Source organism: Streptomyces sp. NPDC044704, from assembly GCF_056433525.1.
The window spans coordinates 1-25,187 of the sequence record NZ_JBWKGY010000017.1; the positions used below are offsets into that span (position 1 = coordinate 1).

At 74.3% G+C, this 25,187-nt stretch carries 19 protein-coding genes; 5 read left to right on the top strand and 14 right to left on the bottom strand.

What is annotated here, in order from left to right:
- The first annotated feature begins 754 nt into the window (after positions 1–754).
- Complete coding sequence (locus AC07B0_RS30880) at positions 755–2,410, top strand: phosphatase PAP2 family protein (protein WP_469381646.1); 1,656 nt, start codon at positions 755–757, stop codon at positions 2,408–2,410.
- Between the two features lie 997 nt (positions 2,411–3,407).
- Here AC07B0_RS30880 and AC07B0_RS30885 read toward each other — a convergent pair.
- Positions 3,408–3,812, bottom strand: a complete 405-nt coding sequence (locus AC07B0_RS30885; protein WP_478899409.1) for a hypothetical protein — start codon at positions 3,810–3,812, stop codon at positions 3,408–3,410.
- Positions 3,813–4,206: 394 nt separating this feature from the next.
- Here AC07B0_RS30885 and ettA point away from each other — a divergent pair, with 394 nt between their 5' ends.
- From ettA to AC07B0_RS30900, 3 genes are read left to right on the top strand one after another with little or no spacing between them, the layout of a single operon-like run.
- Positions 4,207–5,871: an energy-dependent translational throttle protein EttA gene (gene ettA / locus AC07B0_RS30890; protein WP_356878199.1), complete on the top strand. Its 1,665-nt coding sequence runs from the start codon at positions 4,207–4,209 to the stop codon at positions 5,869–5,871.
- Positions 5,872–5,880: 9 nt separating this feature from the next.
- The gene (locus tag AC07B0_RS30895; RefSeq protein WP_356878200.1) at positions 5,881–6,336 is read left to right on the top strand and encodes an acyl-CoA thioesterase; all 456 of its coding nucleotides are present in this window, start codon (positions 5,881–5,883) and stop codon (positions 6,334–6,336) included.
- Positions 6,333–7,067 (top strand): DUF8010 domain-containing protein, encoded by a 735-nt coding sequence (locus AC07B0_RS30900; RefSeq protein ID WP_469381651.1) that lies wholly within the window; start codon positions 6,333–6,335, stop codon positions 7,065–7,067. The genes AC07B0_RS30895 and AC07B0_RS30900 overlap by 4 nt, the downstream gene beginning before the upstream one ends.
- Positions 7,068–7,082: 15 nt before the next feature.
- Here the strand turns inward: AC07B0_RS30900 and AC07B0_RS30905 are convergent, their stop codons facing one another.
- Complete coding sequence (locus tag AC07B0_RS30905; RefSeq protein WP_356878202.1) at positions 7,083–7,484, bottom strand: globin; 402 nt, start codon at positions 7,482–7,484, stop codon at positions 7,083–7,085.
- 106 nt (positions 7,485–7,590) lie between these two features.
- Here AC07B0_RS30905 and AC07B0_RS30910 point away from each other — a divergent pair, with 106 nt between their 5' ends.
- On the top strand, positions 7,591–8,628 hold the full coding sequence (locus tag AC07B0_RS30910; RefSeq protein ID WP_356878203.1) for a methyltransferase domain-containing protein: 1,038 nt from the start codon (positions 7,591–7,593) through the stop codon (positions 8,626–8,628).
- Positions 8,629–8,660: 32 nt separating this feature from the next.
- On the opposite strand, the gene AC07B0_RS30915 is transcribed toward AC07B0_RS30910, so the two are convergent.
- The 12 genes from AC07B0_RS30915 to AC07B0_RS30970 form a co-directional block, all read right to left on the bottom strand.
- Entirely contained in the window at positions 8,661–9,743 is a 1,083-nt protein-coding gene (locus AC07B0_RS30915; protein WP_469381654.1) for an FHA domain-containing protein, read from the bottom strand.
- A gap of 16 nt (positions 9,744–9,759) precedes the next feature.
- A complete protein-coding gene (locus AC07B0_RS30920; protein ID WP_356878204.1) occupies positions 9,760–11,085 on the bottom strand; it encodes a VWA domain-containing protein in 1,326 nt (441 codons plus the stop codon).
- A gap of 42 nt (positions 11,086–11,127) precedes the next feature.
- Positions 11,128–12,819 carry a PP2C family protein-serine/threonine phosphatase gene (locus tag AC07B0_RS30925; protein WP_478899412.1) on the bottom strand — a complete coding sequence of 564 codons (1,692 nt, stop codon included), beginning with the start codon at positions 12,817–12,819 and terminating at the stop codon, positions 11,128–11,130.
- A gap of 3 nt (positions 12,820–12,822) precedes the next feature.
- A complete protein-coding gene (locus tag AC07B0_RS30930; protein WP_478899414.1) occupies positions 12,823–15,606 on the bottom strand; it encodes a serine/threonine-protein kinase in 2,784 nt (927 codons plus the stop codon).
- Positions 15,603–16,919, bottom strand: a complete 1,317-nt coding sequence (locus AC07B0_RS30935; RefSeq protein ID WP_478899415.1) for a hypothetical protein — start codon at positions 16,917–16,919, stop codon at positions 15,603–15,605. Before AC07B0_RS30935 ends, AC07B0_RS30930 begins: the two co-directional genes overlap by 4 nt.
- Before the next feature lie 56 nt (positions 16,920–16,975).
- Positions 16,976–18,022, bottom strand: coding sequence for a glutamate ABC transporter substrate-binding protein (locus tag AC07B0_RS30940; protein ID WP_478899417.1), 1,047 nt, complete (start codon positions 18,020–18,022; stop codon positions 16,976–16,978).
- 5 nt (positions 18,023–18,027) lie between these two features.
- The gene (locus tag AC07B0_RS30945; RefSeq protein WP_467294319.1) at positions 18,028–19,434 is read right to left on the bottom strand and encodes a hypothetical protein; all 1,407 of its coding nucleotides are present in this window, start codon (positions 19,432–19,434) and stop codon (positions 18,028–18,030) included.
- Between the two features lie 223 nt (positions 19,435–19,657).
- Positions 19,658–20,665 carry an N-acetylglucosamine kinase gene (locus AC07B0_RS30950; protein ID WP_356878208.1) on the bottom strand — a complete coding sequence of 336 codons (1,008 nt, stop codon included), beginning with the start codon at positions 20,663–20,665 and terminating at the stop codon, positions 19,658–19,660.
- On the bottom strand, positions 20,656–21,930 hold the full coding sequence (locus AC07B0_RS30955; RefSeq protein WP_469381669.1) for a 6-phospho-beta-glucosidase: 1,275 nt from the start codon (positions 21,928–21,930) through the stop codon (positions 20,656–20,658). Before AC07B0_RS30955 ends, AC07B0_RS30950 begins: the two co-directional genes overlap by 10 nt.
- 5 nt (positions 21,931–21,935) lie before the next feature.
- On the bottom strand, positions 21,936–22,775 hold the full coding sequence (locus tag AC07B0_RS30960; protein ID WP_356878210.1) for a carbohydrate ABC transporter permease: 840 nt from the start codon (positions 22,773–22,775) through the stop codon (positions 21,936–21,938).
- Complete coding sequence (locus AC07B0_RS30965; RefSeq protein ID WP_469381671.1) at positions 22,772–23,749, bottom strand: carbohydrate ABC transporter permease; 978 nt, start codon at positions 23,747–23,749, stop codon at positions 22,772–22,774. The genes AC07B0_RS30960 and AC07B0_RS30965 overlap by 4 nt, the downstream gene beginning before the upstream one ends.
- A gap of 4 nt (positions 23,750–23,753) precedes the next feature.
- The gene (locus AC07B0_RS30970) at positions 23,754–25,088 is read right to left on the bottom strand and encodes an extracellular solute-binding protein (protein ID WP_478899420.1); all 1,335 of its coding nucleotides are present in this window, start codon (positions 25,086–25,088) and stop codon (positions 23,754–23,756) included.
- Between the last annotated feature and the right edge of the window lie 99 nt (positions 25,089–25,187).

The following is a 25,187-nucleotide window of genomic DNA, read 5'->3' on the forward strand; positions in this document are numbered from 1 at the left end:
TGCACGAGTTCCCACTCAGCGTCCGACAGTTCATGGCGACGTATCACCCAACCATGATCCACAACGCAAGATCACTTTGACGACAGGCCCTAGCCCCGACTTCGGGCCTCGGGCCCCGGCCTCGCGCGCGTCCCTGCGCCGGTCCCGGGGCGGGCCGGGGCGAGGAGCCGCGCGCGGAATCCATCTCCCCCGCCGGGGCGAGGGACGGCCCGCCAGAGCCCGACCCACTGCGGGGGCTGTGCCCTCGGGCCCGGCCCCGGCTTCGAGCCCCGGCTTCGAGCCTCGGCCCCGGCCTCGGGCCTAGCCCCGACTTCGGGCCTCGGGCCCCGGCCTCGCTCGTGTCCCTGCGCCGGTCCCGGGGCGGGCCGGGGCGAGGAGCCGCGCGCGGATCCCGCCTCCCCGCGGGGGCGGGGGATGCCCCGCCAGAGCCCGACCCACTGCGGGGGTCATGCCCGCCGGCCTCGGGCCCGGCTTCAGGCCTCGGGCCCGGCTTCAGGCCTCGGGCCCGGCCCCGGATTCGGGCTCCCGCCTCGGCCCCGGCTCCGGCCTCGGGCCTGGACCCCACCTCGGGCCGGTCCCGGCTCCGGCCTCCGGCCTGGACGCGGCCTCGGGCTCCGGCTGTGGTGCCGGCCTTGGGCCTTGGGCCTTGGGCCTTGGTCCCGGGGCCGGGACCAGGGGGCGGGGTTCTGGGTGGTGTGACCCGGGCGGGCGTGTGGGCTGATTTCGGATTCGTTCATCGGGGTAGGGGCTGGAAATGGCTGATCAGGAACTGACCTGGCGAGGTGCGGTCGCGCGGTGGGACCGGCAGTTGTTCGACGCGGTGGCCCGCCGGCACTGGCCCGGTGCCGACCGGGTGCTGCCGCGCCTCGGGCGGGCCGCGAACCACGGCGTGCTCTGGGGCGGCACCGCCGTGGCGATCTCCGTGCTCGGTTCCAACCGGGCCCGCAGGGCCGCGCTGCGCGGAGCCGCCTCGCTCGCGCTGGCCTCGGCGACCATCAACACCGTCGGCAAGTGGTCGGTCCGCCGCCCCCGGCCGATGCTGGACGGCGTGCCCGCCGTGCGGCAGCTGCACACGCAGCCGCAGACCACCTCCTTCCCGTCCGGGCACTCGGCGTCGGCCTTCGCGTTCACCGCCGGACTGGCACTGGAGTCCCCCGGGTGGGGGGCCGCGCTGGCACCCGTCGCCGCGTCGGTGGCGTTCTCCCGCGTGTACACGGGGGTGCACTACCCGTCCGACGTGGTGGCGGGTGCGGCGCTCGGGGTGGCGGCGGGGTTCGTCGTACGGCGGCTCGCACGGGACGCCCAGGAGGCCAGGGTGATGCCGGGTGACGAGCGCACCGCGCCCGGAGCGCCCGCGTTGCCCGACGGCGACGGGCTGACGGTGGTGGTGAACACCGGGTCGGGTTCGGCGGCGGAGGCAGGCCTCGACATCCTGCGGGAGCGGCTGCCGAAGGCGGAGCTGGTGGAGTGCGCGAGTGGCGACCTGGTGACCGAGCTGGCCGCGGCGGCGTCCCGGGCCACCGTGCTCGGGGTGTGCGGCGGCGACGGCACGATCAACGCCGCCGCGACCGCCGCGCTGCGCGCCGGGGTGCCGCTCGCGGTGTTCCCGGGAGGCACGCTCAACCACTTCGCGCTGGACCTCGGCCTCGCCGGGCCCGTGGACACCTGCCGGGCCGTCGCGGCGGGCCACGCGGTCCGCGTCGGCGTCGGCCGGTTCACCCCCGGCCCACGCCGGCCCACCCCCGCCCCCGACACCACAGACGTCCCCGACCCCGACACCGGCGAGCCCACCGGCACCCGCGCCGACCTCCGGTCCGCCCCGGCCCCGGCAACCTCTGACTCAGCCCCCGGCGCGGGCCGCGCACCGCAGGCCGGACCGGCTGCCGTGGCCGGATACGGGCCCGGCGGCAGTGACGACTCCGGGTACTTCCTGAACAACTTCAGCATCGGGGCCTACCCCGAGCTGCTGCGGCACCGGCTGCATTGGGGGCCGCGGATCGGCGGCGGGCCGGCCGCGCTGCTGGCCGCCTGGCGGGTGGTGCGTGCCGAGCGGCCCGTGCGGCTCCGGCTGGCCGGGCGTCCCCGGAGCGTGTGGCTGCTCTTCGCGGGCAACGGCACCTACCAGGGGACCGGCCCGACGCCCCGTCGCCGAGCCACCCTCGGGGAGGGCCTGCTCGACCTGCGGCTCGTCCACGGCGGAGGCCGCCCAGGACCCCGCCTCCTCGCGGCCGCCTTCACCGGTCCGCTGACCCGTTCCCCCGTCCACGTGGCCACCAAGCTCCGCAGCCTGCGCGTCTCGGACGTCCCGGAAGGCACTCCGCTCGCCTACGACGGGGAGTACGCCCAGGCGCCCACCGCGTTCGTCCTCGACGCGCTGCCGGACGCCCTCACCGTCTACCGTCCCCGCTGAACCAGCCACCCCCGCACCGCCAGACCCGGAGGCCGGCCCCGTCGGCAGCGCCCCATCCCCTGGGCCGCTGCCCACAGCCCACCCCACCCGCCGACAGGCCCGGCCCGGCCCCGGCCCCGGCCCGGCCCGGCCCCCGGTCCCGTACACGTCCCCAGTCCCCGGCACCGTCCCCGGCTCTGACTCGGCCCCGGCCCGGCCCGGGTCCCGGTTCCCGGCTCAGCTTCAGGCTCCGGCTCGGGCCCGGCCCGACTCCGGCCTCGGCTCGGGCTTCCGCCCGGTTCCGGTCCCCGGCTCAGCTTCCCGCTCCGGTCCGGGCTCGGTCCGGCCCCGGCTCCGGTATTGGGTTCCCCTCCGGCCGTGGCTCGGTCCGGGCCCTGTCCCGGTGCCTGGCTTCGGCTCGGGCCCCCGCTCGGTCCCCGACCCCGGTCCCAGCTCCGGTCCCGATTCCCGGCTCAGCTTCAGGCTCCGGCTCCGGCTCCGACTCGGGCTCGGGCCCGGCCCGGCTCCGGCCTCGGCTCGGGCTTCTGCCCGTTCCCGTTTCCGTTCCCGTTCCCGGGCTCGGCTTCCGGCTCCGGTCCGGCCTCGGCTCCGGCCTGAGTCCCCCTCCGGCTGCGGCTCGGTCCCGGTCCTGTCCCGGCGCCCGGCTTCGGCTCGGGCTGCCGCGCGGTCCCCGGTCCCGGCCCCGGCCCGACTCCGGCTTCGGCTTGGGCTCGCTCGGTCCCTGGTCCCGGTTCCCGGCTCAGCTTCCAGCTCCGGCGCGGGCTCGGGCCCGGCCCGGCTCCGGCCTCGGCTCGGGCTTCCGCCCGATCCCGGTCCCCGGCTCAGGTCGCGGCTCCGGTCCGGGCTCGGCTCCGGTCCTGGGTTCCCCCCGGCTGTGGCTCGGTCCGGGTCCTGTCCCGGTGCCCGACTCCGGGCCGGGGGCGGGGGCTGACGCGCGGTCCCCCGGTCCGGACCGGCGCCCCGGCCCTCCGCCCCCGCCCCCGGCCCGGAGGCAGGGTCAGTTCGGAGTGGGGGTCGGTGGGGGGGCTCGGGGCACGCCCAGGTCGGTGCGGATCGTGCCGCGCATCGTCGTCCACTGCTCGTTCGCGCGCAGCAGGCCGGTCTGGATCTCCTCGAAGGAACCGTCCGGCGCGGGGTTCCCTTCCTCCAGCCGCATGACCCGGTCGTACAGGTATGCGAAGGTCTGCGACATCGAGTCCAGCTCCGCCAGCACCGCGTCGGAGGCGTGCATCGTGTGCCGGGCCTCCTCCAGGGCCGCCCGCCGTTCCGGGGTGACCTCGCCCTTGTGCACCAGCCACAGGTGGTTCATGAGCTCGACGCGGAACCGGCGGTATCCGGAGTTCGCCGCCACGTAGCAGTCGCGGCGCTTCTCCAACGCGGCGACCTGCTGCTCGCGCCCCACTGGGTCTCGGCCAGCCGTTCCTGCCGCTCGCCCTGTTCCGCCTGGACGCGGGCCACGAGCCGCTGCGTCAGCAGAGGGGCGAACAGGGTGCCGCCGACCCCGATGACGGCGATGGCGAGCGGGATGAGGGAGCTGCTGTTCAGCGGGGCCTCCGGTGCTGTCGGCGCCGTGCGGCGCACCAGCATCCTGCCCCCCCGCCGGGCCGCCGGCCAGGGCCTTTCCCGTCGTCGGGGCCCGCCGTCACGGGCCGCCCGCCCCGCGCCGGCCCCGCGTCCCCGGTCGCCCTGTGACGGCCCGGGAGCAGGGGCCCTGACCATACGGGTTTCCCCCGGGGGATGGACGTACGGCAAGATGGGGTGTATCTGCCCACCATCGATCTGCCGGACGGTTTCTCTTGGCTGAGTTCATTTACACCATGCGCAAGACGCGCAAGGCGCACGGCGACAAGGTGATTCTTGACGACGTCTTCCTGAACTTCCTGCCCGGCGCGAAGATCGGTGTGGTCGGCCCCAACGGCGCCGGTAAGTCCACCGTTCTGAAGATCATGGCGGGCATCGAGCACCCCTCCAACGGTGAGGCGTACCTGTCTCCCGGCTACTCCGTCGGCATCCTCATGCAGGAGCCCAAGCTCGACGAGTCCAAGACCGTCCTGGAGAACGTCGAGGACGGCGTCTCGGAGATCAAGGGCAAGCTCAACCGGTTCAACGCGATCGCCGAGGAAATGGCGACGAACTACACCGACGAGCTGATGGAGGAGATGGGCAAGCTCCAGGACGACCTGGACCACGCCAACGCGTGGGACCTCGACGCCCAGCTGGAGCAGGCCATGGACGCGCTGGGCTGCCCGCCCGGCGACTGGCCGGTCACCACCCTCTCCGGTGGTGAGAAGCGCCGCGTGGCCCTCTGCAAGCTGCTGCTGGAAGCCCCCGACCTGCTGCTCCTCGACGAGCCCACCAACCACCTCGACGCCGAGTCCGTGAACTGGCTGGAGCAGCACCTGGCCCAGTACAAGGGCGCCGTCGTGGCCGTCACCCACGACCGGTACTTCCTCGACAACGTCGCCGAGTGGATCCTGGAGCTCGACCGCGGCCGCGCCCACCCGTACGAGGGCAACTACTCCACCTACCTGGAGAAGAAGGCCGAGCGCCTCAAGGTCGAGGGCAAGAAGGACGAGAAGCGCGCCAAGCGCCTCAAGGAAGAGCTGGAGTGGGTCCGCTCCAACGCCAAGGGCCGCCAGGCGAAGTCCAAGGCCCGTCTCGCTCGCTACGAGGAGATGGCGGCCGAGGCCGACAAGATGCGCAAGCTCGACTTCGAGGAGATCCAGATCCCGCCGGGCCCGCGTCTGGGCTCGATCGTGGTCGAGGTCAACAACCTCTCCAAGGCGTTCGGTGACAAGGTCCTCATCGACGACCTGTCCTTCACGCTGCCGCGCAACGGCATCGTCGGCATCATCGGCCCGAACGGCGCGGGCAAGACCACGCTGTTCAAGATGATCCAGGGCCTGGAGAAGCCGGACTCGGGCGAGATCAAGGTCGGCGAGACCGTCAAGATCTCGTACGTGGACCAGGGCCGCGCCAACATCGACCCCAAGAAGAGCCTCTGGGCGGTCGTGTCGGACGAGCTGGACTACATCAACGTCGGCCAGGTCGAGATGCCGTCCCGCGCGTACGTCAGCGCGTTCGGCTTCAAGGGCCCGGACCAGCAGAAGCCGGCCGGCGTGCTCTCCGGCGGTGAGCGCAACCGCCTGAACCTCGCGCTCACCCTCAAGCAGGGCGGCAACCTGCTGCTCCTCGACGAACCCACCAACGACCTCGACGTCGAAACCCTGGGCTCGCTCGAGAACGCGCTGCTGGAGTTCCCCGGTGCGGCCGTGGTCGTCTCCCACGACCGCTGGTTCCTGGACCGGGTCGCGACGCACATCCTCGCCTACGAGGGCGAGTCGAAGTGGTTCTGGTTCGAGGGCAACTTCGAGTCCTACGAGAAGAACAAGGTCGAGCGGCTCGGCCCGGACGCCACCCGTCCGCACCGCGCCACCTACAAGAAGCTCACCCGGGGCTAGGCCGAGACCATGGCCAGACACCACTACAGGTGCCCCCTCCGCTGGGCGGACATGGATGCCTTCGGGCACGTCAACAACGTCGTCTTCCTCCGTTACCTGGAGGAGGCGCGGATCGACTTCATGTTCCGCCTGGCACCGGGGGAGGGCAGCGATTCCTTCACGGGCGGATCCGTCGTGGCCCGCCACGAGATCGACTACAAGCTGCCCCTGGTGCACCGGCACGAGCCGGTGCTCATCGAGTCCTGGGTGACCCGCATCGGCGCCGCATCCCTGACCATCCGCTACGAGGTCAAGGACGAGGCGACCGCGGACGCGCCCGAGACGGTCTACGTCCGGGCCGAGACCGTGGTCGTGCCCTACAACCTCGCCGAGGGGCGGCCCCGCCGCATCACGGCCGAGGAGCGGCGCTTCCTGGAGGAGTACCTCGACCAGCCCGTGGCCCCCGAAGGGCGCCTCGCGGCATGACCGGCCAGCTGCGCTTCGCCGATCCCGGGGAGGCGGCGGACCTCGCCGCCTTCCTGGGCCGGCTGGTGCACTACGACCGCGCCGCCGCGGTCCGCCTGCAGGCGCGGGCGGGCGGCGGCGCGCTCGCCGTGTTCGGACGGCCGCCGTCCTTCGACGTCCTCGCCGTCCGTACGGTGCGTCTCGCCGAGCCCCTCGCGACGCCGCTCGACGTGACCGTGTCCGCCGGCGAGCTGCTGGAGGCCGTCGACGAGACCACCGCCGGCGTCGTCGTGCCCGGGCCGGTCACCGGGCCCCCCTGGGCCGGAGTGCTGCCGCCCCGCGGCGGCTGGCAGCCGGTGGCGGGACTGCCTTCCCCCGAAGCGGTGCGCGCCTGCGTGGCCGCGGCCGTCGCCGAGTTCCGGGCCCGGGACGAGGCCCTGCCCGCGCAGCACCGGACCCGCTCCGAGCGGGACCGCATCGGCCGCGAGATCTGGTCGCGCACCCTGGGCGACACCGAACTCCCGCTGCGCGCCGTGCACGCCGCGCAGTCCCTGGGCTTCCTGCGGCCCGTACGGTCCCCCGTGCCCGCCGCGACCACCACCGGCGCGCCGCAGGCCATCGCGGTCCCCGCCCCCGTGGCGCTGTTCGCCTCCGGAGGGTGGCTGCGCCTCAGCACCCCGTACGGGTCCGTCGCCATGCGGCGCCCCGGGCGGACCGGCGGCCTGGGCGCCCTCCAGGTACGGCCGGTCTGACCCCCGGCCCGGCGGCTACGCCGAGTTGATCATCGAGGCGGCCGCGTAGGTCAGGTACCGCCACAGCTGCGCCTCGTGCTCCGGCGCGAAGCCCATCTCGTCCACGGCGACCCGCATGTGCTTCAGCCATGCGTCGTGCGCGGCCGCGTCCACCCGGAACGGCGCGTGCCGCATCCGCAGGCGGGGGTGCCCGCGGTTCTCGCTGTAGGTGCCCGGGCCGCCCCAGTACTGCATCAGGAACAGCGCGAACCGCTCCTCGGCGGGCCCGAGGTCCTCCTCCGGGTACATCGGGCGCAGCAGCGGGTCCTCCGCGACTCCCTGGTAGAAGCGGTGCACCAGCCGGCGGAACGTGTCCTCGCCGCCCACCAGCTCGTAGAAGGTCTGCGCCTGGACCGTGCTCTGCGGATCGTCATTCACCCGACCATCGTCTCAGACACCCGGACGGAGGACCCCGGTCCTGGTCCCACCCCCGGGCCGCCCCCGCGCGGTCGCACGCCGGGGCGGCCCGCAGCACAGTGGAGTCATGGGCACGGGCGGCACGGGCGCACACACCTCACGCGGCTCCCACGGGTCACCGGGCGAGGGGGCACGGGACCTGCGGGACACCGCGCACGCCGCCCAGGTGCGGGAGCTGACGGCAGCCGGGGCGCTGCCGGACCCGGCCTGGCGGGCGGCCTTCGGCGCGGTGCCCCGGCACCTGTTCGTGCCCTGGTTCTGGACCGGCCGCGGTGCCGGGCACGAGCGGCTGTGGGGCGAGGACCCCGATCCGGAACAGCGGGCCCGGTGGCTGCGCGGCGTGTACACCGACGCCCCGCTCGCGACCCGGCTGCGCGACGGGGAGCTGGTCTCCTCCAGCAGCCAGCCCTCCCTGATGGCGAAGATGCTGGACGCGCTGGACGTGCGCGACGGCGACAACGTGCTGGAGATCGGCGCGGGCACCGGCTACAACGCCGCCCTGCTCTGCCACCGGCTCGGCGAGGACCTGGTCACCACGGTGGACCTCGACGAGGAGATCACCGAGTCGGCGCGGGCCCACCTCGCGCTGCTCGGCTACCGTCCGGCCGTCGTCACCGGCGACGGCGCGCGCGGCTGCCCCTCCCGGGCCCCCTTCGACCGGATCCTGGTGACCTGCACCCTGCCGTTGGTCCCGGACGCCTGGCTCGCCCAGTGCCGGCCGGGAGCACGGATCCTGGCCCCCCTGTCGACGGGACTGATCGCGCTCACCGTCCGCGACGCCCGGTTCGCCGAGGGCCGCTTCCTGCACACCTCGGCCTACTTCGTCCCCCTGCGCGGGGCCACGGCGGCGCTCACCCCCGCCGGGACGACCGGGCCGCTGCACGGGGTCCCGTACGAGCTGGTGGAGAACGAGCGCTTCCAGTTCCTGCTCGTGCTGACCGCGGGCGTCCTGCACCCCCGCGAGGCCCTGGACCTGTGGCGCAGGGAGGGCCGCCCGCCGCGCGAGCGGTTCGGGGTCACCGTCACGACCGAGGGGCAGTGGTCGTGGCTCGACGACCCCCAGGGCCCGTACGTGTGGCCCCTGGGGGAACCGGTCAGGCCTTAGGCCGTCCCTTCCGGACCCTTCCGGTCACGGCACTAGCCGCGGCGGATGGTGATGGTGGTCCAGGCCCCCACGTGGACGCGGTCGCCGTCGGAGAGCGGGACCGGCACGTAGGGCTGGATCGGCTCCTCGCCGCCGTTGATGGTGGTGCCGTTGGTGGAGTTCTGGTCGACGACCGCCCAGCTGAGGTCGGGCTGCTGGACGAGCACGGCGTGCTGGTGGGAGACGCCCGGGTCCTCCGGCGGCACCGAGAGGTCGATGTCCGGGGACTCGCCCGTCGACGCGCGCCGGCGGCCGATGGTGATCTGGCCGCCGGAGAGCGGCAGGTGCTGCTCGGGGGAGTACGCGGGCAGGTTGAGCCCCGCCGCCTCCGGGCCGCTGCGCTGCATCATCGCCATGAAGTACGAGCGGTCGGGGCCGACCGTCGCAGACCAGGACACCGAGGCGTTCTGCGGCGGGAAGGGCGGCTGCTGTTGCTGGTGCTGCTGCTGGTACTCGTGGTGCTGCTGGACGGGCTGCTGCTGGTACTCCTGCGGCGGCGGAGGCTGCTGCTGGTAGTGCTGCTGCTGGTACTCCTGCTGGTATTCCTGCTGGACGGGCTGCTGCGCCGACTGGCCCTGGCCCGCGCCCTGGCCCTGCTGCTGCTCGTGCGAGGGCGGCGGCAGCAGCCAGTCGTCCTCGCGCTGGAGCGGTTCGGCGGGCCGGTTGACCCGGGACGGCCGCGATCCCTGGTACTCGAAGTGGTCCTGGGAGTAGACCGGCGGGGCCGGAGCCGGCGGCGGGGGCGGCGGCCCGGGCTGCGCGCCCGCGCCCGCGCCCGTGCCGTCCGGGGTGAGCGGCGCGTACGAAGTCGGCGTACGGGTGAGGAAGTTGTACCGGCACTCCTCGCAGAACGGGGCCATGGCCTCGCGCGGGGTCCGGCACTGGGGGCACAGCTCGGCCTGAGCGGTCGGCTCCCCGGTCGTGGGAGGGTAGCCGTAACCGTAGGAGGGCGCCGCGGAGGTGCCCGCGGGGGCAGCCATGCGGTGGCCGCAGACCTCGCACCAGTCGTCGGAGGCGGACTGGTGCCCGTTCGGGCAGGTCGGCATCGCGGCGCTTCCCCCTTCTTCCTGCGTCATCGCGTCAGGTTTCTTCTCAGGTCTTCTTCACTCGGACGGTCTGCGTCGAACGCGTTTCAAGGGTCATCTCGTCGGCATCGGCGACCTTCGCTTTCAGCCGCACAGTACCCGCCACCGCATCGACGACATCCACCACCTTCGCCAGCAGTTTGGCGGTGTCGGCGTTCCCGGAGACGCTCGCCAGCTGCACGGCACGGCCCAGTTTGGCCGTGGCGCCATCGACATCACCCATTTTGCGGGCTTCCAGGCCCTGTTGGATAGCCTGCGCGAGTTCTGCCTGTCCCGTGTAGTGCGCCACCTGGGGGCTGATCGCGGTCGAGGCGGCCAGGTCGTCCGTCCACACCGCCCGGACCAGGCCCTGCGCGAGCGGGGGCCGCGGCTCGCCCGCCGGCCCGGGCAGGACCAGCGACACCCGGGAGGCCAGCATCTCCTGGCCGACGGACGCGCCCGGCACCCGCACGCAGACGTGGTACTCGCGGGACTCGTCGCCCCACGAGCCCGTCGGATAGTCCCCGGCGCGGGGTCCGGCCTCCGTGCGGCGGCCGGTCAGGTCCTGGACGGTGGGCGCGACCTGCTTGACGTACTGGATCTCCACGCCCACCGGGGTCCACAGGCGCAGCGCCACGTCCGCGACCTCCTTGCCCATGACGTTCTCCATCATGCGCGTGAAGTCCTCGGCGAGGTGTGCCGGATCGGCCACGATGTCCGCCGAGCCGAGCAGCGCGCCCGCGATCCCGGTGACCTCCTTGACCTCCCAGTCCGTGCCCACGCCGCGGGCGTCGCAGGTGAAACGGCCGGCGCAGGCGTCGAGGGTGGCGCGCAGCACCGCCGGCTCCTCGTGCTCGTTGCGCCCGTCGGTGAGCAGGATGCCGTGCCGGATGCCGGCGGACGACTGGCGCAGCAGGCCGTCGGCCAGGCGCAGCCAGGTCCCGATGGCGGTGCCGCCGCCCGCGGCGAGAGCGCGCAGCGCCTCCTTGGCCTGGGTCCGGGTGGCCGGGCCGGCGGTGGCCAGCCGGCCCTGGCCCGGGTACACCTCGCGGGCCACGTGGGTGCCGGCGATCACGGCGAAGGCGGTGCCGTCGCGCAGGGTGTCGATCGCGGCGGCGGTCGCCTCGCGGGCCCCGCGCATCTTGTCCGGCGGGTACTCCATCGAGCCCGAGCAGTCCACCATGATCACGACGGCCGCGTCCTGACCCAGGGCGCGGGCGGCGGTCGCGGTGGCGCCCCCGCTGGAGGTGACCGTCACGATGGCGTGCACGTCCCGGCCGCCCTCCGGCAGGAACTCGTTCTGGTACACCTCCACGCTGAAGCGCGGGGCGCTCGGCTTGGCGAAGTTCGCCATCGACTGGACTCCTCGGGGGGCTCGCTGACGGGGACGGGCTGGTCAGGCCCGGGGGCGCGGTTCCGCTTCGGCTTCCGGTTCCGGGCCGGTGCCGGCGGCTTCCGGTTCCGGCCCGGCGGCGAAGGGCACGATGGCGACGGTGACGTTGTCGTGCCCGCCCCCGTCGAGGGCGTGCCCCACCAGGACCTGCGCGCTGTGCAGGGGCCGGACCGCCGCGTCCGGGGGCAGCACCTGGGCCATGTCCCGGGCGGATTCGGCGTAGTTCCACAGGCCGTCGGTGCAGACGACGACGACGCCGGGGTGGTCCGGCTTGTAGCTCGCGGTGTGCGGTTCGAGGTCGTACGCGTCGGCACCGAGCCAGCCCGTGATGGCGTGGGCCCGGACGTCGGCGTAGGCCTCGGCCTCGCCCATCAGGCCGGCCGCGACCATCTGGGCGGCCCACGAGTCGTCCTCGGTGAGACGGCGGGGCAGGGCGGCACGGTCGTCGGGCACCCAGTACGCGCGGCTGTCGCCGACCCAGCCGATGGTCAGGACACCGCCGCTGACGACGGCGCCGACCAGGGTGCAGGCGGGCGCGTTCTGGGCCCCGGGGGTCTCCGGGGCGAGGGCCGTCACGGCGGAGGCCGCGGCCAGGATCGCCTCGTGCATGGCCTCCTGCGGGTGGGCCCCGCGGGGGAGGGCTTCGAGGAGCGCCTCGTTGGCGGCGGCGGCTGCCGCGGCCGAGGCCTCGTCGGGCCGGCTCGCGGAGGAGACGCCGTCGCAGACGATGGCGACGGTGGCGGCCGAGCCGTCGGGCAGGGCCGTGGCCGCCACGGCGAAGGAGTCCTCGTTGCGGTGGTGGCGCAGGCCCCGGTCGCTGACGGCGGCCACGCTGCCGAGCTCCTCCTCCAGGTGGTCCCGCTCGCGGGGCTGGGCGTGACCGCAGTGCTCGCAGTACCCGTCGGTGTCCACGTGCCCGGCGCGGCAGGCGACGCAGGTCTTCCCGCCGTCCCCCTGCGGGGCGGCGCCGTACGGGTCCTCGGGCGCGGGGGAGCCCTGCGGCGCGTACGGGTTCTCGGGCGCGGGCGTACCCCAGGGCGTGCCCTCGGGCGGGGTTCCGGCGCCGCCGGGGAGGTCGTACCGGGCGGGTTCCTGCCCGTACGGGGCCTCGTGCCCGGAGCCGGCGGAGCCCCAGGGGCTGCTCGGCCCGGGCGGAGCGGGGGTTTCCCCGGCCAGGGTCGGCGCGGCCTCGGCGACACTGCCCCACCCGGGCGCGGGCACCCCGGGGGCGTAGGCGGCGCTCCGCGCGGTGGCCGCGTCACCGGCGGGCGCGTACGCCGGAGCCGGGGCGTGGGCCGGAGCCGGAGCCGGAGCCGGAGCGTGGGCCGGGGCGGCGGGGTGGTCGGGGCGGGCGCCGGGCGCCGCGGCCTCCCGGCCGGGGTGAGCGCCGGCCTCCGGGCCGGACGGGGCCGCGCCCGGGAGCCCCGGGTCCCCGGCCGCGTAAGGCCCGGCCTGCTCCCTGGCGGGCGGGACCCCGGGGCCCTGCCCGGGGTGGGTGCCCGTGGAGGCCGTCGGGGCGCGGCCCGCGGCGGCCGCCCCGGCCGGGCCCGTCAGCGATCCGACGGGCAGGGTCGGGTCCGGGTCCGGCGGCGGGGGCGGGGAGGACAGGGCGTAACCGCACACGCCACAGAAACGGTCACCCTCTTCCAGGGGCTCCGCGCAGCTGGGGCAGCCCGACAGCCGATGCATCGACATCAATCACACCCACGTCCGGGGACGGAAACGGTTTGCCCGCTCCACCAGTTCGATCCTCTCCTCGCCCCGCTGCGCCAGCCGAGCGAGGACGCGGTACGAGCGCTCCAGGCCGAAGCGCAGCCCCCGCTCGTCCAGTTGACTGCCGAGCAGCGAGGTCCGGCCGGGGTCGGAACCCCGGCTACCCGACAGTACCCAGTCCAGGGCCGAGCCCAGAACCTCCGTCGCCAGCCGCTCCTGCCGCTCCGGGTCCAGCCCGAACCGCCGCAGTGCCTCGACCTGCCCGGACGCCGCCACCAGGTCGGGCAGCAGGGGCTCCTGAGGGGACCGGTCGCGCAGGCGTGCCCGTACGGCCGCCACCCGTGCGGCCGTGTAGTGGATCGAGGCCTCCGGTACGGACTCCAGCGTGCGCACCGCCGCGTCCCGGTCGCCGGCGGCCAGCTGGACCCGGGCCAGCCCGAAGGCCGCGCTCACGAACCCCGGGTCGGTGGTCCACACGAGCCGGTAGTACTCGGCGGCGTTGTCGAGCTGCCCGAGGATCTCCGCGCACAGCCCGAGGGCCAGCTTCGGCGCGGGCTCGCCCGGGAAGGCGTCGTAGATCGCGTCGAAGGACAGCGCCGCTATCTCGTCGTCCCCGGTGGCCAGCGAGGCGATCCCGCGCGCCCACACCACGCGCCAGTCGTCCGGATGCCGGGCCTCCAGATCGGTCAGCGCCTCGCCCGCCACCGCGAGTTCGCCCAGTTCGAGTCGGGCCCGCAGCTCGCGCAGCCGCAGTTCGGCGGAGTCCGCCGGGGCCGAGCCGAGGGCGCCCAGCAGGTCGGCGGGGGCGGAGGCGAGGAGTCCGGCGAGGAACCCGGCGTTCGGGTCGGCCGGGTCGACCAGGGGCACGGGCAGGGCGAGCGCCGTGTCGCACGCGTCGAGGTGCGCCGGACCGGCCCGGCCGGGCCCCGCCGCGGCGGGCGGGAGTACGGACGCCTGTGCGCCCGGGCCGGCGTGCGCGGCCGGGACAGCCTGCCCCGCCGGCTCCCGCCGGGGGCCGGGTACCGCGGCGCCCGCCACGTGGGTCGCGGTCGTCCCGAGCGCGGGGACGGCGCCCCCGGCCGGTGGGAACGGCGCCCGGGCCGGATCCGGCCCCTGCTCGGGAACACCGGCGGCGGGAACGGGCCCGGCCGGACCCGCCGCGGCGGAAGGGCCGCCCGCACCCGGACCCGCGGGCACCGGCCGGCGCCCGCCCGGGCCCCGCCCCCACAGCCGCCGCGAGACGTCCCGCGCGCCCAGCCGGGAAACCTCGGCGCCCGCCTCGTCCGCGTACAGCTGAGTGTCCGGAACCCTCAGCTCCGGACCGAACAGCGTCGACAGCTGCGGCCGCGGCCGGCCTGTCTGCAGGGCGACCACCTCCCGCAGCACGCCCGTGAGCTGGTCCGCCATCTCCTGCGCGGACGCGAACCGCCGGTCCGGGTCCGGGTCGGTCGCCCGCACCAGCAGCCGGTAGAAGGACTCGTACCGGCCGAAGACCTCGATGTGCTCCGGGTCCGGCAGCGAGTCCACGAACACGTTCGTGTAGCCCTGGAAGTCGAAGGTCAGCACGGCGAGGGTGCGCGCCACCGTGTAGAGGTCCGAGGCCACCGACGGGCCCACCTCGGCCACCTCGGGGGCCTGGTAGCCGACGGTGCCGTATATGGCCGACTCCTCGTCGTCCATCCGGCGGACCGCGCCCATGTCGATCAGCTTCAGCTGGTCCTGCTGCTGGATGGCGTTGTCGACCTTGAAGTCGCAGTACAGGAGGTTGCGGCTGTGCAGGTGGCCGAGGGCCTCCAGCGCCTCGATCCCGTAGGCGCAGGCCTGTTCCACGGGCAGCGGGTCGCGTCTGCCGTCCGGCCGGCGCCGCTCGTTCGCGATCTCCTTCAGGGACTTGCCGCCCACGTACTCCATGACGATGTACCCGTCCAGCGAACCGGTCCGCTGGTCCAGGTGCTCCACGAAGTTGTAGATGCGCACGATGTTGGAGTGCTCGATCTCCGCGAGGAAGCGCCGCTCGGAGATCGCCGCCTCCATCGCGTCCTGGTCCCCGGTGTCGAGGAGGCCCTTGAGGACCACCCACCGGTCCGAGACGGCCCGGTCCACCGCCAGGTACACCCAGCCCAGCCCGCCGTGCGCGAGGCAGCCCGCCACCTCGTACTGGCCGTGCACCACGTCACCCGCGCGCAGCTTGGGCACGAAGGAGTACGGGTGCCCGCACTTGGTGCAGAACCCCTCCGTCCGCCCGGGCCGTTCCCCGCGCGAGCGGCCCACCGGCGCCCCGCAGTCCGAGCGCGAACAGAACCGCTTGCGCTCCGGCACCTCCGGGTTCTCCAGCACCGCCGCCGACGGATCGGGACGCGGCACCTCCGGCACGCTGACCAGCCCGGCGCCCAGCCGGCCCCGCCCCGAGGCCGCGGAGGCCGAACCGGAACTGCGCACCGACACCGAACGGGTGGACGCCGAGCCCGACAGGGACCGCGACAGCCGCCCGGACACCGAGCGGCGCGAGGAGGAGGACCGGGAGGAACGCGAGGAACGCGCCGAGGCCGAGGACCGGCCGGACCCGCGGGAGCCCGCCGAGCCCCGGGAGTCGCCGTGCCGGGCGGCGCTCGTCATGCCCGTCGGCGGGGAGAGCAGTTCCTCGGCACCCGCCGCGACCGCGCCCGTCGGGGCGAGCCCGCAGGTGTCGCAGTACAGTTCGCCGCCGCCCATGTCCTCGTACGTCCCGGGGCAGCCGGGGCGCATGCAGGGCGTTCCGTTCAGGCTCATGCGTCCTCCTTCCCCGGCCCGCCGGGCCGGTGCTGCTCGGGCAGGAGGGGCTCCTGCGCGTCGTGGTCGTCCTGTGCGTACGGGTCGCGCTGCGGCGGCGCCAGCGTCTCGGCCGTCGCCCGCTGGTAGCGCAGGACCGCCAGTTCGGCGGCCCGCAGGTCGCAGGGCGCGCTCCACAGCATCCGCCGGGCGGTGTCGTACCGCTCGATCAGCAACGGGTCCTCCGCCAGACCGTGCCGGGCCACCTTCGCCCGGTAGGCGTCCAGCCTGCCGCGCAGTTCCGCCCGTACCGCGAGCGGGGCCGTCACCGCGGTCAACGATTCGCGGGCCCGCCGGAGTTCCTCCTCGGCCCGCTCCTCCAGGGCGTCCAGCAGCGGGGACAGCCGGTGCCACTGCGAACGCCTGCGGTACTCGGCCGCCGCCGCGAGCTGCTCCTGGAGGGCGGTCGGCGGTCCGCTGACGGCCGGCACCTCGGACGCCGCGATCTTCGCCAGTACCTCGCCGCGGGCGTTGCGCGCCTCCGCGAGGGTCCGGTCGGCCCGCGAGAGCACGTCCCGCAGGCCGATCAGGCGCTGCTCGGCGTCCTGCCGCACGGTCAGCACCGCCTCCACCTCGCGGCGTACGTCGTCCAGCGCGCGCGCCGCCCGGTCGTAGCGGCCGGTGTCCGGACGGCCCCCGCCCGGCGCGGAACTTCCCGCCGCCGGGACCCAGAAGGCCAGCGGGTCCGCGATGACCCGCTCCCGGAGCTCCGCCAGCTCGGCGGTGATCGACTCCAGGTCGTCCCCCGACGGGTGTTCGCCCGGCCGCACCCCGACCGAGTGCGCCAGCGACCGCGTCCGGTGCAGTTCGGCGGCGAGCAGGTCGATCCGGGCGGGCAGCGCCGACCACACGGCGTCGGCGGCGACCACCACGTCGAGGGAGGCCGCGTACAGCTCGTTCATCCGGGCGACGAGCTCGGCGAGCGAGAACCGCTCCGCCAGCGCGACGCCCCCGACCCCGGCGCCGGCGATGGTCACGCCGGGCCCGCGCAGCCGCTCGGTCAGCTCCGTCAGGTCCTCCCGGCTCGGCCAGCGGCGCCGCTCACGGATCGCGCGGGCGGCGGCCAGGGCCCCGCTGTAGGCGTCGAAGTACGTCCACAGCCGGCTGATCGCCGCGTCCGCGGCGGCCCACCGCTCCTTGGTGACCCCGCTCAGCGCGGCCCCTTCCAGGAGCCGGCGCCCGGCGTGGTCCTGGAGGGCGAGCAGCGAGGTCTCGACGGCCTCGTGCTCGGCGCCGAGCCGCGTCAGCGCGCGGTCGACGTCGTCCCTGTCCATCACTGCGGGCCCCGTTCCCGGAAGGCTCACGTACGGCCTCGATTCCGTCACCGGCCTCAGCCGTCCCGGTACTTGGGCGCGGGCGGCGCGGCGGCCTTCGGCAGCACGTTCTCGAAGTGCTCCCGGTAGGAGGTCAGCCACGGGCTGCCGTCACCGCCCGCGCGGTAGTCCTCCAGCACCTTGTTCACCCGGCGCACCAGGTCGGAGGCGTCCTTGTTCATGGCCACCCCGTAGAACTCGCGGGTGAAGGGGGCGCCGACGAGCTGCACCGACGGGTCCTGCGCGGCCTGGCCGGCGGCGAGGGCGGTGTCCGTGATGATCCCGTCCACCTCGCCCAGCTGGAGCCGCACCAGGCAGTCCAGCTGGTTCGGGACGGACACCGGAACCGAACCGTACGACCGGGACTTGAGGGCCGCCTCCGCCGTCGAGCCGGCGGCCGTGCAGACCGTGCGGCCCTTCAGCGAATCGTCGTAGCCGGTGATCGTCGAACCCTTGGGGACCAGCACCTGCTGACCGGCCTCGAAGTAGGCCGTGGAGAAGGCCACGTCCTCCAGCCGCTTGCAGTTGATCGTCATCGTCCGCACGACGACGTCGACACGGCCCTCCTGGAGGGCCGGGATGCGCTGACTGGTCGGGATGGCCCGGTAGATGACCAGGTCCTCGTCGCCCAGGATGTCCTTCGCGATGGCCTTGACCAGATCGATGTCGAAGCCGTCGAGGTGGCCGTCCGGATTGCGGTAGCCCCACTTGAAGCTGTTCTGGTCCACGCCGGCCACGAGCTTGCCCGCCTTGCGGATCCGCTCGATCGTCGGCCCGTCCATGCCGGACGGGCGCAGGCTCGCCTCCGGATCCGGGCAGGTGTCCGCGGGGGCGGCCGGGGCGGCCGCCACGGTGGCCGGTTCGCCGACCACGCCCGCCCGTCCGCCGTCCGGCGCGCCCTGCGCGAGCGGCAGCAGCACGGCCGCGGCCGTCACCGCGCAGGCGGCGGCCATCGCGCTCACCCCGCCCCAGCCGCGCAGCCGGCCCGTCGCGCGCTGCGCCCGGGAGGTCCCGGCCGCACCGGAAGCCCCGTCCTGCCCCGCCCGTATCCGCCGTATCCGCATCGATTTCACCTGTACTCCGAAAGCCTGCGGCCGATGCCGAGGAGGGCGGCCACCGCGCCGAGGACCGCCAGGCCCGCCGAGCCCGTCACCAGCCCGCCGAGGGCGCCGAGCCCGCTCCGGGCCGCCCGGGTGAACTCCTGCTGCTCGTGGGCCACGGCCTCCTCCAGGGAGGCGTCCACCACGTCGAACGACGCCCCGCTGCTCTCCGGGTGGTCCTTGTCCCCGATGACCTGCGGCAGGGCGAGCTCGTAGTCGCCCTTCATGTCCGACTCCCGGGCCGCCGCGTGCCGCTGCTTCCACTGCGTCACGCCCGCCGCGGCCTTCGTGAGCGGATCCCGCCCGCTGCCGTCGTCCGCCAGCCGCAGCGCCTTCGCCAGCCCCTCGTCCAGCTGCCGCATGTTCTTCGCGTAGTCGACGTCGTACTTGTCGGACTTCTTGTCCTCGGCCAGTACGGCGCCCCGCGCGATCAGCGTCAGGTTCTCGCTGGCCCGCGCCTGGAGCGAGGCGATCCGTGCGTCGTTGAGCACCTTCAGCGACTCCTGCCCGTCCGCCCGGGCCTCGCTGAGCCCCGACCGTGCGACGGTCTGCCCCACCGTCAGCCACAGCAGCACCACCACCGAGGCGGCGGTCGCGGCCAGCAGACCGTGGTTGAAGACCCGGTGGGTGCGAAGGTAGTTGCGCCGCTGGGCCCACACCAGGGCGCCGATCGCCAGCACCCCGGCCCCCGTCGAGGCCAGCGGCCAGGACCGGGCCTCGTCGTAGTCCGTGTAGAGCCGGCCCGTCTCCGCCTCGTACAGCCGCTGCGCGGCCGGCAGCAACACCGTGCTCATCTGCTCGTTGGCGTGGCGCAGGTACGCGCCGCCCAGGGGCAGGCCCTGCCGGTTGTTGGCGCGGGCCTGCTCGATCAGGCCGGTGTAGCGGGGCAGCTGCTCGCCGAGGAGCGCTATCTCCTTGCGGGAGTCCCCGCCGGCACCGGTGTTGGCCGCCGCGCTGACCAGGAGCCGGGACGCGTTGGCGATGTCCTTCTCGTACCGCCGGCGGACCTCCCGGGGCTCCTGCGAGCCCGCGAGGAAGCCGCTGGAGGAGGCCGTGTCGGCATCCGCGAGGGAGCGGTAGATGCTCGCCGCGTCCGCGCTCAGCGGCTGGCTGCGGCCCACCACGTCGTCGGCGGCGGTGACCCGGCCCGAGACCTCCCACACGGCGACCGCCCCGAACAGCACGATCAGCGCGGCCAGTACGGCCCCGATGATCCGCAGCCGGCCCGGCTCGGTGGTCGCGGCCGCGCGCAGCCGCTCCACGCCCTCCGCCCAGGCGGTACCCCGCCCCGGCGGCGCGGGCGGGCCCGCGGCGGGCCCGGCGGGCACCCCGGAGGTGCCGCCCCCGGGCGCGGGCGCGCGTGTCGTGATGGCCACCGTGACCTCCCCCTCGGTCCCTGCTGTTCCGGAGCAGTATGGCCCCAGCGGCGGCCGACCACAGCACCCGGTGCTCGATCTTGGGCGATCCGTGGTCGAAGCCGGCCCGGAACGCCTCCCCGTGCCTCTGGGTGCGCCCCCCGTGCGCACCCCGTGACCCCTTCACCGTCAATACGCCCCGGAGGCCCCCACGGTTCCAGAACCGCCACCCCCCGGGGCCGGTTCACCCGAAATGGGCACGGAGTTTCGCGTGGGCCCCGGCAGGAGCCCCCAGCGCGTCCAGCCCCAGCAGCCCGGCGCCCAGCACCGGCGGCGCCGAGACCACCGCGACCCGCGCCCGCGGGGCCCGCCGCGCCAGCAGGTCCCCGATCCTGCCGTTGAGCTGCGGATGCCCGGCCGCGAGCACGCTGCCGCCCAGCAGGACCGGTACCTCCTCCTCCAGCAGGCCGAGCCGCTCCAGCGCCACCGCGGCCATCGCCACCACCTCGTCGGCCTGCCGTTCCACCAGCGAGGAAGCCACCGGATCGCCCGCGGCGGCCACCGCGAACAGCACCGGCACCAGCTCGTGGACGCGCCGCCGGGCGAGGGAACCCAGGTGCAGCGCCTCGATCAGCTCGTACATGGAACCGAGCCCGAAGTGCCCCGGCAGCGCGGCCGCCAGTTCCGTCGGCCCGCCCCGCCCGTCCTCGGCGCGGGCCGCCCACCACAGGGCCTCCTCCGCGAGCCCGCCCCCGCCGCCCCAGTCACCGGAGATCATCCCGACGGCCGGGAACCGTGCGGTGCGCCCGTCGGGCAGCATGCCGACGCAGTTGATGCCCGCCCCGCACACCACCGCCACCCCGCGCGGCGCGTCCCCCGCGGGCAGTCCGGCCCGCAGGATCGCGAAGGTGTCGTTGCGGACCTCGGTCGCCGCGCCCCAGCCGCGGGCACTGACCGCGTCGGCGAGCTGCCGTTCCTCCACGGGGAGGTCCGCGTTGGCCAGGCACGCCGAGACCTGGGCCGCGTACGGGGCGCCCGGCCGCAGCCGGGGCAGTCCGGCGGCCTCCGCGGCCTCCGCGACGGCCTGTCCGAGGACGTCCACGGCCGCCTCCACCCCGACCCGGGGCGGCTGGAAGCCCCCCGAGCGCCCGGTGCCGAGGACGTCGCCGTCGGCGCCGATCAGCGCGACGTCGGTCTTGCTGTTGCCCGCGTCGACGGCGAGCACGGCCGCGCCGGAGGGCGTCACGCCCATGGCAGGTGCTCCTTGTTGTGGGCGAGCAGCCGGTCGGTCAGTCCTTCGGCGAGGTCGAACTGCCCGACCAGCGGGTGTGCGAGGAGCGCCTTGAAGACCCGTTCGCGCCCGCCGCGCAGGGCGGCGTCCAGCGCGAGGTCCTCGTACGCCGTCACGTGCGCGACCAGACCGGCGTACAGGGGGTCCAGCCGGGGCACGGCCAGCGGCACCGGGCCGGAGCCGCCGGCGCCGCGCACGCGGGCCTGCACCTCGATGACGGCGTCGTCCGGCAGGAAGGGCAGGGTCCCGCCGTTGCGGGTGTTGACGACCTGCACCGGCGGCCCCCCGTCCCCGAGCAGCGCCGCGGCCAGGTCCACGGCCGCCTCGGAGTAGAAGGCCCCGCCGCGCTTGGCGAGCAGGGCGGGCTTCTCGTCGAGCGCGGGATCCCCGTACAGGGCGAGGAGTTCCTTCTCCATCGCGGCGACCTCGGCGGCTCGCGAGGGCTTCTCGCCCAGCTCCCGCACCACCTCGTCGTGGGCGTAGAAGTAGCGCAGGTAGTACGAGGGCACGACCCCGAGCCGGTCCAGTACGGCCCGCGGCAGGTGGAGGTCGGCGGCGATGGCGTCCCCGTGCGCGGCGAGCAGGTCCGGCAGCAGGTCCTCGCCCCCGGGTCCGCCGCGGCGGACCCCGGTCTCCCACGTCAGGTGGTTGAGGCCGACGTGGTCGAGGTGGACCTCGGCGGGGGCGAGGTCCAGCAGCTTCGCGAACTTGCGCTGGAAGCCGATGGCGACGTTGCACAGGCCGACCGCCTTGTGCCCGGCCTGGAGCAGGGCCCGGGTGACGATCCCGACGGGGTTGGTGAAGTCGATGATCCAGGCGTCCGGGCTGGCCCGCCGGACCCGCTCGGCGATGTCCAGCACCACCGGGACGGTCCGCAGGGCCTTGGCCAGGCCGCCCGCGCCGGTGGTCTCCTGCCCGACGCAGCCGCACTCCAGCGGCCAGGTCTCGTCCCGGAGCCGGGCGGCCTGCCCGCCGACGCGCAACTGGACCAGCACCGCGTCGGCGCCGGCCACGCCCGCGTCCAGGTCGGCGGTGGTGGTCACCCGTCCCGGATGCCCCTGCCGGGCGAAGATGCGCCGGGCGAGACCGCCGATCAGCTCCAGCCGCTCGGCGGCGGGGTCGATCAGCACCAGTTCGTCGACCGGGAGGCTGTCGCGCAGCCGTGCGAACCCGTCGACCAGTTCGGGGGTGTAGGTGGAACCGCCGCCCACCACTGCGAGTTTCATGGTCGTCAGCCTTTCACTCCGGTCAGGGTGACGCCTTCGACGAACGCCTTCTGGGCGAAGAAGAAGAGGACGATCACCGGGGCCATGACGAGCACGGTCGCCGCCATGGTGAGGTTCCAGTTGGTGTGGTGCGCGCCCTTGAAGGACTCCAGGCCGTAACTGAGGGTCCAGGCGGCCGGGTTGTCGGAGGCGTAGATCTGCGGTCCGAAGTAGTCGTTCCAGGCGGAGAAGAACTGGAACAGGGCGACGGCCGCGATGCCCGGCTTCGCCATCGGCAGGACGACGCGCAGCAGCGTGCGCAGTTCGCCGCAGCCGTCGACGCGGGCCGCGTCGAGGTACTCGTCGGGGATGGTCAGCAGGAACTGGCGCAGCAGGAAGATGGAGAAGGCGTCGCCGAAGGCCATCGGGACGATCAGCGGCCACAGGGTGCCGGACAGGTCCAGCTGCTGGGCCCAGAACAGGTACATGGGGATGACGACCACCTGGGGCGGCAGCATCATCATGGCGATCACCAGCAGCAGGGACAGCCGCCGCCCGCGGAAGCGGAACTTGGCCAGGGCGTAGGCGACGGGCACCGAGGACACCACGGTCAGCAGGGTGCCGAGGCCGGCGTACAGCAGGGTGTTGCGCCACCAGGTCAGGAAGCCGGGGGTGTTCCAGACGGTGGCGTAGTTGTCCCACTCCCAGGTGCGCGGCCACAGGTCGCGGGTCAGTGCCTGCTGGTCGCTCATCAGGGAGGTGAGGAAGAGGAAGACGAAGGGCAGGACGAAGAACAGGGCGGCGGCCACGCCGAGGGAGTGCACGGCGATCCAGTGCAGGACGGCCCTGCGGTCGCGGGCGCTCATCCGCCGGCTCCGGTCAGGCCGCCGCGGCGGCGCATCAGGAGCGCGGTGCAGGCCATGGAGAGGGCGAACAGGACCAGCGCGACGACGCAGGCGCTGCCGTAGTCGAAGCGCTGGAAGCCGAGGTTGTAGACCACCTGGGGGAGGGTCAGCGTGGACTTGTCGGGGTAGCCCGGCTCGACCTGCTGTCCCGAGCCGCCGATGACCCCGGCGGCCACCTTCCCGGCGACCAGCGGCTGCGTGTAGTACTGCATGGCCTGGATGACCCCGGTGACCACGGCGAACAGGATGATCGGCGAGATGTTCGGCAGGGTGATGTGCCGGAAGCGGGCCCACGCGCCGGCCCCGTCCAGCTCGGCGGCCTCGTACTGCTCCTTCGGTACGTCGAGCAGCGCGGCCATGAAGATGACCATCAGGTCCCCGACGCCCCACACGGCGAGGGCGGTCAGCGCCGGCTTGGACCAGTCGGCGTCGGTGAACCAGCCGGGGGCGGGCAGGCCGACCGCGTCGAGCAGGGTGTTGAAGGGGCCGGTGCCCGGGTTGAGGAGGAAGACGAAGGCCAGGGTCGCGGCCACGGGCGGGGCCAGGTAGGGCAGGTAGAACAGGGTCCGGAAGATCCCGCCGCCGGTCTTGATCTTCGTGATGAGCAGGCCGGCGCCGAGGCCGAAGACGACCCGGCAGCTCACCATGACCACCACCAGCCAGAGCGTGTTGCGCATGGCCGGCCAGAACAGCGGATAGTCGGTGAAGACGTAGCTCCAGTTGGCCGGCCCGTTGAAGACGGGCGGCCGGAAGCCGTCGTAGTGGGTGAAGGAGAAGTAGACGGTGGACAGCAGCGGATAGGCGAAGAAGACCGAGAAGCCGATCAGCCAGGGCGCCATGAAGGCCAGGATCCGCAGCGAGGACCGGCGGCGCCTGGCCTTCAGCGCCTCCGGGACGGGGGCGTGCGGGCCCGCGGGGGCGTGGGTGCGGGTCATCGGGCTACTGGGCCTTCGCGATGTCCGTGTCGATCTGCCGGTCGGTCTCGGCGAGCCCGGCCGGGATGTCGGCGACGTCGCCCTTCTCCACCGCGTACGCGAAGTCCTGGAAGGTCAGCTGGTAGGTGCCGCCGTCGGCCTGGGCCGGGGTGGTGTTCGACTTCGGGTGCCGGGCGATGTCGATGAAGGTCTTGAACTCGGGGGTCACGCGGAGGTCCGGGGAGTCCAGGGCTTCGAGGGTGGACGGCACGTTGTGGATGGCGTTGGCGAAGGCGACCACCGCGGCGGTGTCGGTGGTCATGTACCGCACCAGCTCCCAGGCGGCGTTCTGCTTCCGGCTCGCCGAGGAGATGCCCATGATGGTGCCGGAGAGGTAGCCCTTGCCGTAGTCGGCGATCTGGTCGTCGGGCACGGGCAGCGGGGCGGTGCCGATCTCGAAGGGCACCCCGGCGTCCTTCGCCATGGCGGCCCGCCATTCACCGTCGACCTGCATGGCGACCTTGCCCTGGTGGAAGGGGTGTTCGGCGCTCCACTCGTCCCCGAAGGTGCTGCGGAACCTCTCCAGCTTCCCGTAGCCGCCGAGCTTGGCCACCAGGTCCCTCTGCGCGGTCAGCATCTTCGCGAAGGCCGGGTCGGCGGCCAGGTTCGACTTGCCGTCGGCGCCGAAGTAGGCGGGGCTCCACTGGGCGGCCAGCCGCATGGGGGCGGTCTCGTAGCCGTGGAAGGTGGGCATCACGCCGACCCGTTCGTACGAGTCACCGCTGGTCTTGGTGAGTTTCTGCGCGGCCTCGGTGAACTGGCTCCAGGTGCGCGGCGCTTCGGCGATGCCGGCGGCGGCGAAGGCGGTCTTGTTGTAGACGAGGCCGTAGGCGTCGTTCAGCAGGGGCAGCGTGCACTGGTTGCCCCTGAACTGCGTGTATTCCAGCAGGGTCTTGGGGAACACCTTCGTCTTGTCGATCCCGGACTTGGCGAGGAAGGGGTTCAGGTCGGCGAAGGCGCCGGAGTGGCAGAACTTGCCGACGCTGTCGGTGGTGAAGGAGGAGACCACGTCGGGGGCCTTGTCGCCGCCGGCCCGCAGCGCCTGGTTGACCTTGTCGTCGGTCATGTTGCCGGTGACCTTGACCTTGATGTTCGGGTGGGCCTTCTCGAACCGGGCGATGTGCTCCTCGATCGCCTTCACCTCGGTGGGCGCGGACCAGCCGTGCCAGAACGTGAGGGTGACGTCCGCCTTCGGATCGTCGGCGGTGGCGCCGCCGCCCTGGCCCGCGCACGCGGTGGCGAGGGCGGATATCGCGGCCAGGGTGGCCGCGGCGGTGGTGAGACGTCCGGTTCTGGGCATGACGGGGCTCGCTCTCTGCGGGAGGAACTTCCGATGAGGGGTGCCGGGGGGCGGCGTGGGACGCGGGGGGAAGGAGGGGCTGCCCGGGCGGGCCGGGAC